This is a genomic window from Hymenobacter lapidiphilus (assembly GCF_003417065.2).
GTDB lineage: Bacteria > Bacteroidota > Bacteroidia > Cytophagales > Hymenobacteraceae > Hymenobacter.
Map to the genome: position 1 here is coordinate 1 of NZ_QVLT01000031.1, position 14,348 is coordinate 14,348.

13 protein-coding genes are annotated in these 14,348 nt (G+C 61.2%); 6 read left to right on the forward strand and 7 right to left on the reverse strand.

Features of this window, described 5'->3' with window-relative positions:
- Positions 1-252: 252 nt before the first annotated feature.
- Complete coding sequence (locus D0N36_RS15300) at positions 253-672, reverse strand: hotdog fold thioesterase (RefSeq protein WP_116942716.1); 420 nt, start codon at positions 670-672, stop codon at positions 253-255.
- A 145-nt stretch (positions 673-817) separates the two neighbouring features.
- On the opposite strand from D0N36_RS15300, the gene D0N36_RS15305 reads away from it, so the two are divergent.
- From D0N36_RS15305 to D0N36_RS15325, 5 genes are all read left to right on the forward strand, one after another.
- Positions 818-1,438 carry a histidine phosphatase family protein gene (locus D0N36_RS15305; protein WP_116942717.1) on the forward strand — a complete coding sequence of 207 codons (621 nt, stop codon included), beginning with the start codon at positions 818-820 and terminating at the stop codon, positions 1,436-1,438.
- A 317-nt stretch (positions 1,439-1,755) separates the two neighbouring features.
- The gene (locus D0N36_RS15310; RefSeq protein WP_116942718.1) at positions 1,756-3,564 is read left to right on the forward strand and encodes a pyruvate dehydrogenase complex dihydrolipoamide acetyltransferase; all 1,809 of its coding nucleotides are present in this window, start codon (positions 1,756-1,758) and stop codon (positions 3,562-3,564) included.
- 306 nt (positions 3,565-3,870) lie between these two features.
- Positions 3,871-6,441: a TonB-dependent receptor gene (locus tag D0N36_RS15315; protein WP_116942719.1), complete on the forward strand. Its 2,571-nt coding sequence runs from the start codon at positions 3,871-3,873 to the stop codon at positions 6,439-6,441.
- A gap of 157 nt (positions 6,442-6,598) precedes the next feature.
- On the forward strand, positions 6,599-7,135 hold the full coding sequence (hslV, locus tag D0N36_RS15320; protein WP_116942720.1) for an ATP-dependent protease subunit HslV: 537 nt from the start codon (positions 6,599-6,601) through the stop codon (positions 7,133-7,135).
- A 192-nt stretch (positions 7,136-7,327) separates the two neighbouring features.
- Positions 7,328-8,299 (forward strand): deoxyhypusine synthase family protein, encoded by a 972-nt coding sequence (locus D0N36_RS15325; RefSeq protein WP_116942721.1) that lies wholly within the window; start codon positions 7,328-7,330, stop codon positions 8,297-8,299.
- 80 nt (positions 8,300-8,379) lie between these two features.
- On the opposite strand, the gene D0N36_RS15330 is transcribed toward D0N36_RS15325, so the two are convergent.
- The 3 genes from D0N36_RS15330 to D0N36_RS15340 all read right to left on the reverse strand — a co-directional run bounded on the left by D0N36_RS15330 (position 8,380) and on the right by D0N36_RS15340 (position 11,311).
- Positions 8,380-9,177, reverse strand: coding sequence for a DUF3667 domain-containing protein (locus tag D0N36_RS15330; protein WP_190242708.1), 798 nt, complete (start codon positions 9,175-9,177; stop codon positions 8,380-8,382).
- Positions 9,178-9,393: 216 nt separating this feature from the next.
- Positions 9,394-9,969, reverse strand: a complete 576-nt coding sequence (locus D0N36_RS15335) for a HEAT repeat domain-containing protein (RefSeq protein WP_116942723.1) — start codon at positions 9,967-9,969, stop codon at positions 9,394-9,396.
- 31 nt (positions 9,970-10,000) lie between these two features.
- Positions 10,001-11,311, reverse strand: a complete 1,311-nt coding sequence (locus tag D0N36_RS15340) for a cystathionine gamma-synthase family protein (RefSeq protein ID WP_116942724.1) — start codon at positions 11,309-11,311, stop codon at positions 10,001-10,003.
- 136 nt (positions 11,312-11,447) lie between these two features.
- Between D0N36_RS15340 and D0N36_RS15345 the strand changes: the two genes are divergently transcribed.
- The gene (locus D0N36_RS15345; protein WP_116942725.1) at positions 11,448-11,789 is read left to right on the forward strand and encodes a hypothetical protein; all 342 of its coding nucleotides are present in this window, start codon (positions 11,448-11,450) and stop codon (positions 11,787-11,789) included.
- Positions 11,790-11,897: 108 nt separating this feature from the next.
- Here the strand turns inward: D0N36_RS15345 and D0N36_RS15350 are convergent, their stop codons facing one another.
- The 3 genes from D0N36_RS15350 to D0N36_RS15360 form a co-directional block, all read right to left on the reverse strand.
- The gene (locus D0N36_RS15350; RefSeq protein WP_199798358.1) at positions 11,898-12,923 is read right to left on the reverse strand and encodes an N-acetylmuramoyl-L-alanine amidase family protein; all 1,026 of its coding nucleotides are present in this window, start codon (positions 12,921-12,923) and stop codon (positions 11,898-11,900) included.
- 152 nt (positions 12,924-13,075) lie between these two features.
- A complete protein-coding gene (locus tag D0N36_RS15355; RefSeq protein ID WP_116942727.1) occupies positions 13,076-13,537 on the reverse strand; it encodes a hypothetical protein in 462 nt (153 codons plus the stop codon).
- Between the two features lie 102 nt (positions 13,538-13,639).
- Positions 13,640-14,239 (reverse strand): 2'-5' RNA ligase family protein, encoded by a 600-nt coding sequence (locus D0N36_RS15360; RefSeq protein WP_116942728.1) that lies wholly within the window; start codon positions 14,237-14,239, stop codon positions 13,640-13,642.
- Positions 14,240-14,348: the final 109 nt, after the last annotated feature.

A 14,348-nucleotide genomic window follows, 5' to 3' on the forward strand; every position in this document is an offset into this window, starting at 1 on the left:
TCGCCGCCGTGCTGTCCGACCGCGCCGTGCTGACCTCCGACAACCCGCGCTTCGAAGACCCCAACGATATTCTCGCCCAGATGCAGACCGGCGTACCGGCCGCCGCGCTGGGTAAAGTCCTCACCATCAGGGTTCCAGGCAACGGATTGGAGCATATTGTGGGCTTAGGGACTTAGGGGCGGAAGAACGTAGGAACAAGGGAACGGGACAAAAGATGTGACGTGCGCTTTTTCGCTTCTCGCTTCCAAACACTCACTTCTCCACATCAATCACAGCCATGGTAATGCGGCTGATGCAGACCAGGGCGCCGGTTTGCTCGTGGGTGATGCGGATTTCCCAGACTTGCGTGCGGCGGCCGACATGCAGCGCCGTGGCCCGGCCGATGACGTGGCCGTCGCGCACGCCTTTTATGTGGTTGGCGTTGATTTCGAGGCCCACGCAGGCTTGCTTGGTGGGGTCGGGTAGGCGGGTGTGGGCGGCAATACTGCCCAGCGTTTCGGCCAGCGCCACCGAGGCCCCGCCGTGCAGCAGGCCCATGGGCTGGTGGGTGCGGCCATCCACGGGCATGCGGCCTTCGAGGTAATCGGCCGTGAAGGCCGTCAGCTCGATACCCAGCGCGTCGGCCAGGGTGGGGCGGGTGCTTACCCAGTTCTTTAGTTGGTCAAGAGTCATGAGCGGAGCAAGGGAAAGACGCTAATTGAGCGGAGCTGGGCGGCTGCCGGCCGGCAACAAAAAACGCCCGAAAACTTGCAGCTTGCGGCCTGAAGCTTGTAGCTTTAGAAGTGTTTCAAGCGTAAACCGCAAAACTAGGGGGAAAGTGAGCGTCAAAAAAATATACCTGATTCGCCACGGCCAAACCGACTTCAATGTGCGCGGCATCGTGCAGGGCAGCGGCATCGATTCGTCGCTCAACGAGGCCGGGCGGCGGCAGGCGGCGCGCTTTTTCGCCGCCTACAGTCAGGTGCCCTTCGACAAGGTGTACACCTCGCTGCTGCGCCGCACCCGCGAGTCGGTGGCCGGTTTCCTGGATTTGGGCCTGCCGCACGAACCCCACGGTGGCCTGAACGAAATCGGCTGGGGTACCCGCGAGGGCACCCGCATTACGCCCGAGGAAGACGAGGAGTACCACAGCATGCTCCAGGACTGGCGGGCCGGCCGCACCGGCTCGGCCCTCGAAGGCGGCGAAAGCCCCGAGCAGGTAGCCGCCCGCCAGCGGCCGTTTATCGAGCTGCTCACAAGCCGGCCCCGCGAGCAGACGGTGCTGGTGTGCATGCACGGCCGGGCCATGCGGGTGCTGCTGTGCCAGCTGCTGCATTACCCGCTTAGCCAGATGGAAAACTTCGAGCACCACAATCTGGGCCTCTACGAGCTGGAATACACCGGCTCGCTGTTCACGGTGCGCAACTTCCTCGACATACGCCACCTGACCACAGATTAGCGCGTAGTTTTTCGGGTTGCACGGCCTTCGTGAACAGATGTGGCGATGCCTATTTGCATCTCATCGTTGAACAGCATCAGCCGCGCCAACCTCATCGGTTAAACCCAGTAACACAGGGCCGCGCCGGTTCTGGTCTGTTCGAAAGCCGGGACCTTAACTGCCGGGCCGAACCCCCGCTTCGTAAGGCTGCTCGCCACCTTATGCCGCCCGGCGAAAATTCGCCCCGGCTTCGGCTGGCTGCGGCAGACGGGTTTCGTTTGCTCCCCCGAATTTTCGGGCTAATTTTGACCCTATTCAATCCAACGACGACGACGCAGATGGCCGAACTCATAAAAATGCCCAAGATGAGCGACACGATGACCGAAGGGGTTATTGCGGCGTGGCTCAAAAAAGTAGGCGATAAAGTAAAATCCGGCGACGTGCTGGCCGAGGTGGAAACCGACAAGGCTACCATGGAGCTCGAAAACTACGAGGACGGCACGCTGCTTTACGTCGGACCCAAGGAAGGAGAGGCCGTGGTGGTAAATGGCCTGCTGGCCATTGTAGGGAAGGAGGGCGAGGATATTGCATCCCTGCTGAAAGAGGCGCAGGCCGAAACCGCCCAGCTCGCCACCGGCGAAACGGAAGCTGCGCCGGCCGCCGAAGCGCCGGCCCCGGCCGCTGCGCCGGAGGCCCCCAAAGCTGCCGCGCCGGCTCCGGCTGCGCCTGCGGCTCCCAAGGCTGAGGCTCCCAAGCCCGTTGCGGCTGCGACTGCGGCCGGCAACGGCAAGAAGGCAACCGTCATCCGGATGCCCAAGATGAGCGACACCATGACCGAGGGCACCATTGCCGCTTGGCTGAAAAAAGTGGGTGACAAGGTAAAATCGGGTGATATTCTGGCGGAAGTGGAAACCGACAAGGCAACCATGGAGCTGGACAACTACGAAGACGGAACCCTGCTCTACATCGGCCCCAAGGAAGGCGAGGCCGTGCCCGTAGATGGCGTACTGGCCATTATTGGCGAAGAAGGTGCCGACGTGCAGGCCCTGCTCGGCGGCCAGTCGGGTGGTGCTGCCGAACCGGCCGCCGCTCCGGCTGCCGCCGCGGAAGCCGTTGCTCCCGCCTCGGCTTCTAGCTCGGCTCCTGCGCCCGCTGCCGAAGCCGCGCCAACTGCCACTGGTGGCCGCATCTTCGCCTCGCCGCTGGCTAAAAGCATTGCCAAGGATAAAGGCATCGACCTGCATACCATTAAGGGCTCAGGCGAAAACGGCCGCATCGTGTCGCGCGACCTGGAGGATGTAGCTGCTTCGGCCGCGCCGGCCCCAGCCGCTGCTCCAGCTGCCACTACTTCGGCGCCGGCCGCGGCTACTCCACAATCGGAGTACATCAAGGCAGCCCTGCCCGAGCAGGCGGCTCCGGCCGCCGCGCCGGCTGCACCGGCCGCGCCGGCCGCCCAGCCCGCCGACGGCACCTACACCGATACGCCGGTGTCGCAGATGCGCAAGGTGATTGCCCGCCGCCTCTCCGAAAGTCTGTTCACGGCCCCGCATTTCTATCTGACGATGGAAATCCTGATGGACCGGGCCATGGAGGTACGGACCCAGCTCAACGAGCTTTCGCCCGTTAAGCTCAGCTTCAACGACCTCGTAATTAAGGCTGCGGCTGTGGCCCTGCGCCAGCATCCGGCCGTGAACTCCTCGTGGCTCGGCGACCGAATCCGCCAGAACCACGTCATCAATATCGGGGTAGCCGTGGCCGTGGATGAGGGCCTGCTGGTGCCGGTGGTGCGCAACGCCGACGGTAAGGGCATGTCGCAGATTGCTACCGAGGTGAAAGAGCTGGCCGGCAAGGCCAAAAGCAAGAAGCTGCAGCCCGCCGAGTGGGAGGGCAGCACCTTCACCATCTCCAACCTGGGCATGTTCGGCATCGACGAATTCACGGCCATCATCAACCCGCCGGATGCCTGCATCCTGGCCGTGGGCGGCATCAAGCAGACGGCCGTGGTGAAGAACGGCGAGCTGGCCGTGGGCAATATCATGAAGGTAACGCTGAGTTGCGACCACCGCGTGGTGGACGGCGCTACCGGCGCGGCCTTCCTGCAAACGCTCAAAAGCCTGCTCGAAGACCCATTGCGCATGCTGATTTAAGTCGGCCAAACATTTAGATTAAGGAAAGCCAGTCCCGCCAGGGACTGGCTTTTTTGCTGGCCTCCGCTGAGCCGCTTCGGGGCGGAATGGCCTATGATTGACTTGTGCCGGACTGCTGCTCCGGCCGCTTCCTGTGGCCAGGGGCGGGGTTTAAGCTATAGATATGGAGCCTGTTTGTCGCTGCCAGGTACACAGTGGAAATTTGCTATAGAAATATATAAATTTCATAGCAAAATCACTATACTTACTGCCAGTGGGCGTTGTTTCCGCGGCACCCGATTGTACATCGCTCAATCCAGCATACCTATGAAAAAGACTCTACTGACAATTGCGCTGGGCGTAGCCAGCGCCGCCGCTTATGGGCAGGGCCAGTCCATTTCCGGCCAGGTGCTGGATGGCGCCGGCAAACCCGTTATCGGGGCTACGGTGGTAGAAAGGGGCACCAACAACGGCACTGCCACCGACAACGACGGTCGCTTCGTGCTGAAGGCCCGCACGGCCTCGCCTCGCCTGCAAATCAGCTCCATCGGCTACGGCGCGCAGGAGGTGGCCGGCAGCGGGGAGGTGAGCGTGCGTCTCGCCGACGCCACCAACAACCTCGGCGACGTGCAGGTGGTGGGCTCGCGCAGCCAGAACCGCTCCATCACCGACTCGCCCTCGCCCGTCGATATCATCGACCTGCGCGAGGTAACCACCAAAACCGGCCAGCTCGATGTGAACCAGCTGCTGCAGTTTGTGGCGCCCTCGTTCAACTCGAACCGCCAAACCGGCTCCGACGGCGCCGACCACGTGGACCCGGCCTCGCTGCGCGGCCTCGGGCCCGACCAGACGCTGGTGCTCGTGAACGGCAAGCGCCAGCATCAGTCGGCGCTGGTGAACCTGTTCGGCTCGCGCGGGCGCGGCAACACGGGCACCGACCTGAACGTGATTCCGGCCGCCAGCATCGAGCGGATTGAGATTCTGCGCGACGGCGCGGCGGCCCAGTACGGCTCCGATGCCATTGCGGGCGTTATCAATATTGTGCTCAAAAGCTCGGTGAAGGAGCTGACGGTTAACGTGAACTACGGCGCCTACGACGCCAAATACCGCCGCGACGACCAGAAGTACGACGGCGGCAACTTCAACGCCAACCTGAACTACGGCCTCGGGCTGGGCGAAAAGGGCAGCTTCATCAACGCCACCGTCGACTACAACGCGCGGCAGCACACCCAGCGTGCCGCCGTGCCGGCTCCCGATGGCCTGGCCCGCCGCGAGTACGGCGACCCCAAGGTGTCGAACCTCTCGGGCTACCTCAACTCCAAGTTCGCCCTCACCGACCAGACCCATATTTACGTGTTTGGTGGGGCCAACAAGCGCCGGGGCGACGCCTACGCCTGGACCCGCTTCCCCGACGATGACCGGAACGTGCCCGCCATTTACCCCAACGGCTTCGACCCCATCATCACCAGCGACATTATTGATGTTTCGGCCGTGGCGGGCGTGCGCACCAAGCTCGGCGGCTGGGACCTGGACCTGAGCAATAACTTCGGCTCCAACCGCTTCGACTACGGCGTGGAAAACTCGCTCAACGCCTCGCTGGGAGCCAGTTCGCCCACTACCTTCGATGCCGGCGGCTTCCAGCTGCAGCAGAACGTGGTGAATCTGGGCCTGACGCGTAACTACGGCACCGTGCTGAGCGGCCTGAACCTGGCCGCCGGCGCTGAGTTCCGGCGCGAGTGGTACTCGCTGTTTGCGGGTGAGGAGGCATCGTACCGCAACTACGACCCGGCCGGCACGCCCGATGATGAGCGCGAGGCCAGCGGCTCGCAGGGCTTTCCGGGGTTCCAGCCCACTGATGCCATTAAGGCCGACCGCGACAACGTGGGGGTGTACGCTGATGCCGAGCTGAACGTGACGCTGCGCTGGCTGCTGGCCGGCGCCCTGCGCTACGAGCACTACACCGACTTCGGCAGCACGCTCAACTACAAGGCCTCAACCCGCTATAAACTGACCGAGTTTCTGACCCTGCGCGGCACGTACAGCACTGGCTTCCGGGCCCCGTCGCTGGCCCAAATCAACTTCAACTCCACCTTCACCAACTTCATCCAGGGCCAGGCGGTGGAAGTGCTGCTGGCACGCAACAACAGCGCCCTAACCCAGAAGCTGGGTATCCCGGCCCTCAAGCAGGAAACCTCCAACAGCGCCAACGTGGGCCTCACCAGCCGCATCGGCTCGGCGCTGAGCCTGACGCTGGACGGCTACTACATCAAGGTGAAGGACCGCGTGGTGCTCACCAGCCAGTTCGGCAACGACGACCCAGTTATCGGGCCCGACCTAGTGGCGCTGAACGTGGGGCAGGCCCAGTTCTTCGCCAACGCCGCCGACACCCGCTCGCTGGGCCTCGATGTGGTGCTCAACCACACCGCCCAGCTGGGCACTGCCGGGCGCCTCAACTCCACGCTGGCCGCCAACTTCAACCAGCTTAAAATCGACCGGGTGCAGACCTCGGGCCGCTTGGCGGGCCGCGAGGACGATTTCTTCGGGCCCCGCGAGCAGGCCTTCGTGAAGGCATCGGCCCCGCCGTCGAAAATCAACCTCACCTTCGACTACCAGGTGGCCCGGTTTGGGACGCTGGTGCGGTTCGTGCGCTTTGCCGGTGTGGATTTGATTGACTGGGACGGCAACCCGATGAACTACGACGCGCGCATCACCACCGACCTGACGCTGAGCTACGCCCTGACCAACAATCTGCAGCTGATTGCGGGCAGCACCAACCTGTTCAACCGCTACCCCACGCTGTTCAATCCGCAGCTCACCGAAACCGGCGGCGCCTGGGACCCGGTGCAGATGGGCGCGAACGGGCGGTTTTACTTTGCTAAATTGCAGGCCCGATTCTAATACGAGTGCCACTCGTCGGCTGCGAATTGTTAGCTGATGGCTGTTTAATAGGGTAGGAATTGGGAGTCAGCTGTTGGTACTGACGTGCTGGCAGCTGGCTCCTTTTTTCTGCCAGCCACTCATCTGATAACGGGTAACTGCAAAACTCTCAACTGATATGAAAATCCGCTCCACTACTGTCCTGGGCATCCGCCACAACGGCCAGGTGGCCCTCGGCGCCGACGGCCAGGCCACCATGGACAAGCACGTGGCCAAAAGCAACGTGCGCAAAGTCCGCAAGCTGCACGACGGCAAAGTGGTAACCGGCTTTGCCGGCTCCACGGCCGATGCGTTCATGCTGCTTGATAAGTTCGAGGAGAAGCTTTCGGGCTACAACGGCCAGCTGCGCCGCGCCGCCATCGAGCTGGCCAAAGAGTGGCGCAAAGACCAGTACCTGCGCAAGCTCGAAGCCATGATGGTGGTGTGCGACAAGGACGAACTGCTCATCATTGCCGGCACCGGCGACGTGCTGGAGCCCGACAACGACGTGGCCGCCATCGGCTCGGGCTCGATGTACGCCCAGGCCGCCGCGCTGGCCCTGAAAAAGCACGCCCCCCACCTCACGGCCCGCCAGATGGTGGAGGACGCCCTGCACATTGCCGCCGACATCTGCATCTATACCAACCACAACCTCATGATTGAGGAGCCGGTATAGGTGTTGGAAACACAAGCTTAGGCTAAAGACAAAAAGAACGTCATGCTGAGCGAAGGCGCAGCCGCAGTCGAAGCATCTCTACTGCTTCGTTGCAGTCGACAGGATTACTACTACGGTAGAGATGCTTCGACTGCGCCTCCGGCTACGCTCAGCATGACCGTTATATAAGAACAATACAAATCACCCCAACCCATGCAAATCACCAACTTCCTCAAGCACCACTACCGCCACTTCAATGCCGCTGCGCTTATTGATGCGGCTGAAGGCTACAACAAGCACCTGGCCGACGGCGGCAAGATGATGATTACCCTGGCCGGCGCCATGAGCACCGCCGAAATGGGCATTCAGCTGGCCGAACTCATTCGGCAAGATAAAGTGCAGGTTATCAGCTGCACCGGCGCCAATCTCGAAGAAGACATCTTCAACCTCGTGGCCCACGATTTCTACGAGCGGGTGCCCAACTACCGCGACCTGACGCCCGCCGACGAGCAGGCCCTGCTGGAGCGCCATATGAACCGCGTAACCGACACCTGCATCCCCGAAGAGGAGGCCATGCGCCGCCTGGAGCACTCGGTGCTCAAGTTCTGGGAGAAGGCCGACAAGGCCGGCGAGCAGTACTTCCCCCACGAATTCTTCTACCAGATTCTGCTGAGCGGCGAGCTGGAGCAGTACTACCAGATTGACCCCAAGGACTCCTGGATGCTGGCTGCCGCCGAGAAAAACCTGCCCATCATCTGCCCCGGTTGGGAAGACAGCACGCTGGGTAACATTTTCGCCGGCCACGTTATTTCGGGCGACATCAAGAACGTGCACACCGTGCGCACCGGCATCGAGTACATGATTTATCTGGCCGGCTGGTACACCGAGCAAGCCACCGAAGCCAGCCCGGTCGGCTTCTTCCAGATTGGCGGCGGCATTGCCGGCGACTTCCCCATCTGTGTGGTGCCCATGCTGCACCAGGACCTGGGCCGCACCACGGTACCGCTGTGGGGCTACTTCTGCCAGATTTCGGACTCGACGACCAGCTACGGCAGCTACTCGGGCGCCGTGCCGAACGAGAAAATCACCTGGGGCAAGCTGGGCCAGGACACGCCCAAGTTCATCATCGAGTCGGACGCTACTATTGTAGCTCCGTTGATTTTTGCTATTGTACTGGGGCAGTAAATCATAATCGAATTGCAGCAGAAACGCCCGTCGCTACTCAGTAGCGACGGGCGTTTGGGTTTTGTGAGATGAGCGGCTTGTTACATTGGTTTGGCCGCCTTCGCCGCCTTCGCCGCCTGGGCCTGCTGTTCCATTTGCGCCTTCATGGACGCTTTAAACATCGACCAATTCAGGGCGTAGGTTGTCAGGGTAATAACCAGCACGCAGGTCAGGTAGCCTAGAAAGAAGGTCATGAAGCCGCGCCAGAGGCGGCCGGGCAGCTTTATGGCCGTGTGCTTGAGCAGGGTGCTGTAGGCCCAGGATACGTAGGCGAAAGTAAAGCCTGCATAAATAAAGGTCACCGTCTTGATCTGGGGCGTACCGTTGTAGTAGTACAGAATGGGCAGCAGGAAAATGGCGAAGAAGTTTGAAATAGCCGTAATAAACGCCGCGATAATCAGGCATTCGGCATAGTTGTACCCTCCTTTCTTCAGAAACAACCGGGCAAACAGCGCCCACACCGGCACCATGGCCACGTAGCACCAACTCATGTACTTGGCAAAAAAGGTCGTCGACTTTACCTGCATCTGCCACACGGCCTCGGGCACGGACGGGTCTCGGGCCCCCATCAAATCAATGTGCAGCAGCGCCGAAAGCAGTGCGTAGAAGCCGGTAATCATGAACAGCAGTGAGAGCGGCCGGAAATGGTCGACGCGCTTGCCGGCCAGGTAGGCCCGGATGGTGGCCCCCGGCCGGACTATCATTGTTTTCAGCGTGTACAGAATGCCCTTATCCACGTGCCAGATGGAATGTAGAATGTCGTGGGGCATATCGGCCATCGTGAGCCGGTGGGTGTGGTGCGCGTCCTGTCCGCAACGCCCGCAGTAGCGGTCGGGCACGGGGTGGCCGCAGTTCAGGCAGTGGGCTGGTCCATGTGCTGCTTCTGCTGAAGCTTTCGGTGGGACTTGTGCCGCGGGAGGCAACACAAGCGCAGGGGTATCAGTTGCGGTAGAAGTTAGCTGCATAAGTAGGGATTGTTGTGCCTGACCCTAAAGCTACCTGATTTTGCCACTCACGCAAACAGGCCCGCCGCTGACGTTCAGTGACGGGCCTGTCTACTGTAGATAAACCAGATAATCATCTACAAAGCTTTGGATTAGCTTTCGATCAAAATCAAGTTGGCTTATGTGTTTTTCATCAATACTATTGAGAATATTCCAGTTATCCCGAATTACATTCCAGTCCTTTGCCACCTTTTGTACTTCTTCTCTGGTAAACTCAAAAATCTGTTCTTCAAGAACACGTAAAGTGTGGTTTTGGACCTCCCAGTTTCCAGTGGCTCCAAACAAAACGCTGAATAGATCACCTAGATGATGATGGCATTTTAGCTTCTCAAGCGCATAGACCAGAGTGCCTCTGTTTTTAGAGTTTTCTGGTTTAGTAATAGCATGAAGCAAGGGAATTACTGCCGCACTGTACCGATTTAATCTGAATGTAAGCGCAGCCGCATTTCTGGCCCTGGGTTTTTCCTGGTCAAGCAGTTGAATGAGAAATTGGCGGTGTTTCTTTCGCTTAGTCTTATTAAATCGTCCACCGAAATGGAACAGTTTACCGCAAGCATCTTGTGCCACATTCCAATCTTCAGAAAAAACGGCGGCTTTGAGATACTCTACTCGCTGCTTCTTATTCATGGGGGGTATTGGTCATCACGATTCAAAGAATCTACGCCATTTCCGCTACCCGCACCTCCTTTGGCATCCCTACAGCTTCAAAGGCCTGACCCAAATCCAGCATCAAATCCTGGGGGTCTTCTACGCCGATGCTCAGGCGAATCATTTGGGGAGTGATGCCCATTTCCTTCTGGTCTTCGAGGGTAATGTCGGAGTGGGTCATGGTGCCGGGGTGCTCGGCCAGGCTTTCGGTGCCGCCCAGGCTTACGGCCAGCTTGATAAGCTTCAGGGCATTGAGGAAGCGGAAGGCTTCGGCCTCGCCGCCCTTGATGTCGAACGAAATCATGGAGCCCGGCGAGAGGCAGTGACGCTGGTAGATGTCTTGCTGAACGGGGTTGCCTTCGAGGTGGGTGAGGTAATGGGTGCGCTCGACCAGCGGGTGTTCGCGCAGCCAGTCGGCAATAACCTGGGCCGACTGGGCGGCGCGCTCCATGCGCAGCTTCAGCGTTTCGAGGCTGCGCATCAGCATCCAGCCGGTGTTGGGGTCGCACATGGTGCCCATAAACGTGCGCATGCCCTTTATTTCCTTCATCAGGGCGTGGCTGCTGAGCGCGGCCCCGGCAATCAGGTCGGAGTGGCCGCCCAGGAACTTTGTGGCCGAGTACAGCACCACGTCGGCGCCGTGCTTGAGCGGGTGTTGGAACACGGGGCCCAGGAAGGTATTGTCGACCACGAAGCGCACGGGCTTGTCGGGCGTGGCGTACTGGCGGGCCAGAGCGGCGCAGGCGTCGAGGTCGATGAGGTGGTTGGTGGGGTTGGCGGGCGTTTCCACGTAAATCATGGCCAGGCGGCCGGGGGCAATAGCGGCGGCCTGGGCCTGCATTTCATCGGGCGTGGCGGAAGGGCGGAAGCCCACGGCCTCGATGCCGAACTTGCGCAGCACGTTTTTCAGGAAGAAGTCGGAACCGCCGTACACGGGCTCGGAGTGCAGCACTACGTCGCCGGGCTGCAGCAGGGCCAGCAGCGTGGTGCTGATGGCGGCCATGCCCGAGGCAAAAGTCGCAGCTTCCTCGGCTTCGTCCCAGAGCGTCAGGCGGTTTTCGAGGATTTCGAGGCTGGGGTTATTGAGGCGGGAGTAAATGAGGCCCATTTCCTCATCGGGCTCCTGCTGACGCAGCCCGTAGGCCAGCTCGAAGAAGGCCTTGCCCTCCTCGGCGTTCTTGAACACGAACGTGGACGTCTGGAAAATGGGCGGCTTGATGGCGCCCTCGCTCCAGGCCGGCGTGTAGCCGTAGCTCATCATCAGGCTCTCGGGGCGCAGGCGCTGGCCGCTGATACAGGAGTGGTCGGTGGGGTTCGTCATGGGGGTGGGAAATGAAGGGTGGATGGGAAAGTTGGGTACTGCGAAGTTACCCTTTCTGCCAACCTTCCCCGGAAACCCATCATTTCCGGGCCCAACCGCGTACCTTGGCCTACTACCGACCTTCCACTGCCGCGCTATGTCCCTCGACACCTACACCTTCCTCCAGCACACCACCGAAGCCGAAAAAACGACCGTTTACACCCGCGGTGAGGACGAGGACGGCGACGAGGTGCTGATTCCGTGTCCGGCCCTACTCATCGCCCAAACCGAGCACCAGAAGCTCTTCATCACCATCGAACCCCGCCGCCGCTACCTCACCCACACCCTAATCCCGGGCGAGGAAGAGCCAGAAACCGATTTCTTGCGCGATTACGAAGAAGTCGAAGCCCTACTCGAAGACGCCGGCCTCGACGGCATCCACGACGGCGAGCAGGGCATTCTCTACCACAACCTGCTCTTCCTGCTGATGAACCCGTAATTCACAAAGGACGGTGTAGGGTGCGGGGCTTGTCCCCGCCCGCCGTTGAACGACATGTACGCTACTGTTTAACGGCGGGCGGGGGCAAGCCCCGCACCCTACACCGTTCTACCGTCCCTTAAAGTCCGCGCGCAGGCCTTCATAAATCCAGTTAGCCAGGGCCTGGCGGTTGTCGGGGAGCAGGAAGCGGGGCTGGTCGCGGGCGTTGTGGATGTTGCCCAGCTCCATAAAAACGGCCGGGGCGTGGCTGTTGCGCACTTCATAGAGGGAGCTGCGGGGCCCCACATTGCCGGAGTAAGGGCGGTTGGGCTGCGAGCGGCCGTAGCGGTTGGTGAACACCCCGTGGATGTTGCGGGCCGTGCGCAGACCAGCCTGGCTGTTGGCGTGGTGGTAGAAAAACACGTCTATTTTCTGGCCCTGACTGCGGCTGTCTACGTGCAGCGACAAAAGCCGCTGGTATGCGCCCTTGTGGCGGGCGTGCAGCTGGTTGGCCTGCACAATGCGCTGGCGCAGGCGGGCCAGCTGATTGAGCGGAATGCGCTGGCGCGGGTAGGTTACCTCGTCGCGGTCAACTTCAAGAAACTGCTCGTCGCGGATACCGTCGTTGGGGTCCTGCACCAGCACGTACACGGTGGCGCCGTGCTCCATCAGCCGCCGGGCCAGGCGCAGCGTTACGTCGTAGGCATATTCGTCTTCGGCCAGCAGCTGCTTTCCGTACTTGCCCACCGCCCCCGGATCGGGGCCGCCGTGGCCGGGCGAGAGGTAGTACACGGCCCCGCGCATCGTGCGGTCGAGCACCTGCACCCGGCTGTGCCTGGGGCCGAAAAGGGGCTCGTGCAACACGGAAGCGGAGCTGCCGGCGGGTGCTTGGGCCGGAGCGGCCACCTTTGCAGGAGCCGCTTTGCCCCGGGCCGGCAGGCGGTAGGTGCGGCCCGCTACCAGGCCGTTGTTGGTCGTCAGGCGGCCCTGGTTCAGGGTCAGGAACTGCTGGAAGTGCCGGGTATCGGGCAGCCCGTTGCGGCGGAGCAGGGAATGGGCCCCTTCGCCGGACCGGGCGACGGCCGTAGGGCCGCGCTGGCTGAAAACGGGGGCCGCAAAAAGACAGAACAGGCAGAAAAAAACAACGAAACGCAAAAGCAGTAGCCTAACAGACGAAACCAAAGTTGGCCCGGCCGCAAAAACCGGGCAGTAAACGGGGAGCGGGTAAAATGGGCGCTCCGCGCCGGACCACCCGCGGGCAGTCCGGCGCGGAGCGCCTCAGAAGCAAAAACGGGACAGAACCGGCTCTAGCGGAACATCGGCCGGGCCGGATTCCAGATGCCCCACGGAATCATCAGCACCACGATAATCAGCGCCACCGTAAACCATATAAAGGCCTTTTTGTGCTTCAGCACCGGGTCAGTAGCTTTCTTCGAGATAATGCGGCCCACCTGCGCGATAATCACCGCCAGGATCATGCCTACCATATGCTCGACGGCAAAGAAGCGGCCCGCCGCGTCCTTCATGACGGCGGCGGCGGCGCCGTTTTCGAGGGCTTTGGCTCCCACCGGGCTGATGAAGTACAGAATCAGGCCCAGCAGCAGCTGCAGGTGCATCGAGCCCACAAACGAGGCGCCCATCCCATTATCGGCGCCGGTGAAGGGGCGGCGGCTCTGCCAGCCCGAAAAAGCCCGGAAAATGGCAATCAGGCCGAAGATGAGTACGAGCCAGCGCGTCCAGGAGTGGATCAGTAGCAGAGTAGGGTACATAGAACAGGGAATTGGTGAAAGGCAAAGGTCGGGGCTGGCGGGCAGTTTTGCACGCCAGAGACCAAGGCGCGGGCCGGCGTGCGAAAACCGCCGGCCGGGTAGCTAGCTGCAGCCCGGCAGCGGTTGGTTTTCGGGGCCGAACAACGACGGAGCCGGCTCATGCTTGTGGCCCTCGAAGCTGAAGATTTTCTCGGCCGTAAACTTTTCGCCCTCCTGGCGCAGAATGGCCAGGTTGGTGATGTTGAGCTTTAAATTGAAGGTTTGCCGGTTGAGGTACTGCATTACCGGGCCCAGCAGCTCGGGTGTAGTATCGTGCAGGGCCAGCGAAATGTGGGGCAGCCAGCAGTCAGGCCCGCTAAACTTATCGGTGCGCAAACACAGCGGGGCCGTGGCCTGCCGGACGCGGTGGTGCAGTTGGTTGAGCGCGTCGGAGCGCAGTACCGGAATATAAATAGTGGGGTTGGGCCCCGGGAAAATGCCCAAGCCGGTGGTATGAGCCACAAACGTCTTGGTGCTACGGGCTACGTCGCGCAGCACCTGTCGCAGGGCCGCGCCCTTGCGCACGCCCGCCAGCTGGTAGGTGATGTGCGGGTCGGGCGTGGCCTGCACATCATCAAGGCCGAACTCGGTTTCCAGGCTGCGGATAATGGAGTTGATGCGGTCGGCGTTCTGCGGGTTGAGCAGTGAGGTTATGGCAAGCATCGGCGGAGCAGGTAAGAACACGGCCAGTCGGGGGCAAAGCGGGCACCCAATACTACGGAGAACTGCCGACAGTCGGCCGGCCGCCGGGGTGGGAGTGGCCCCGCTGGCC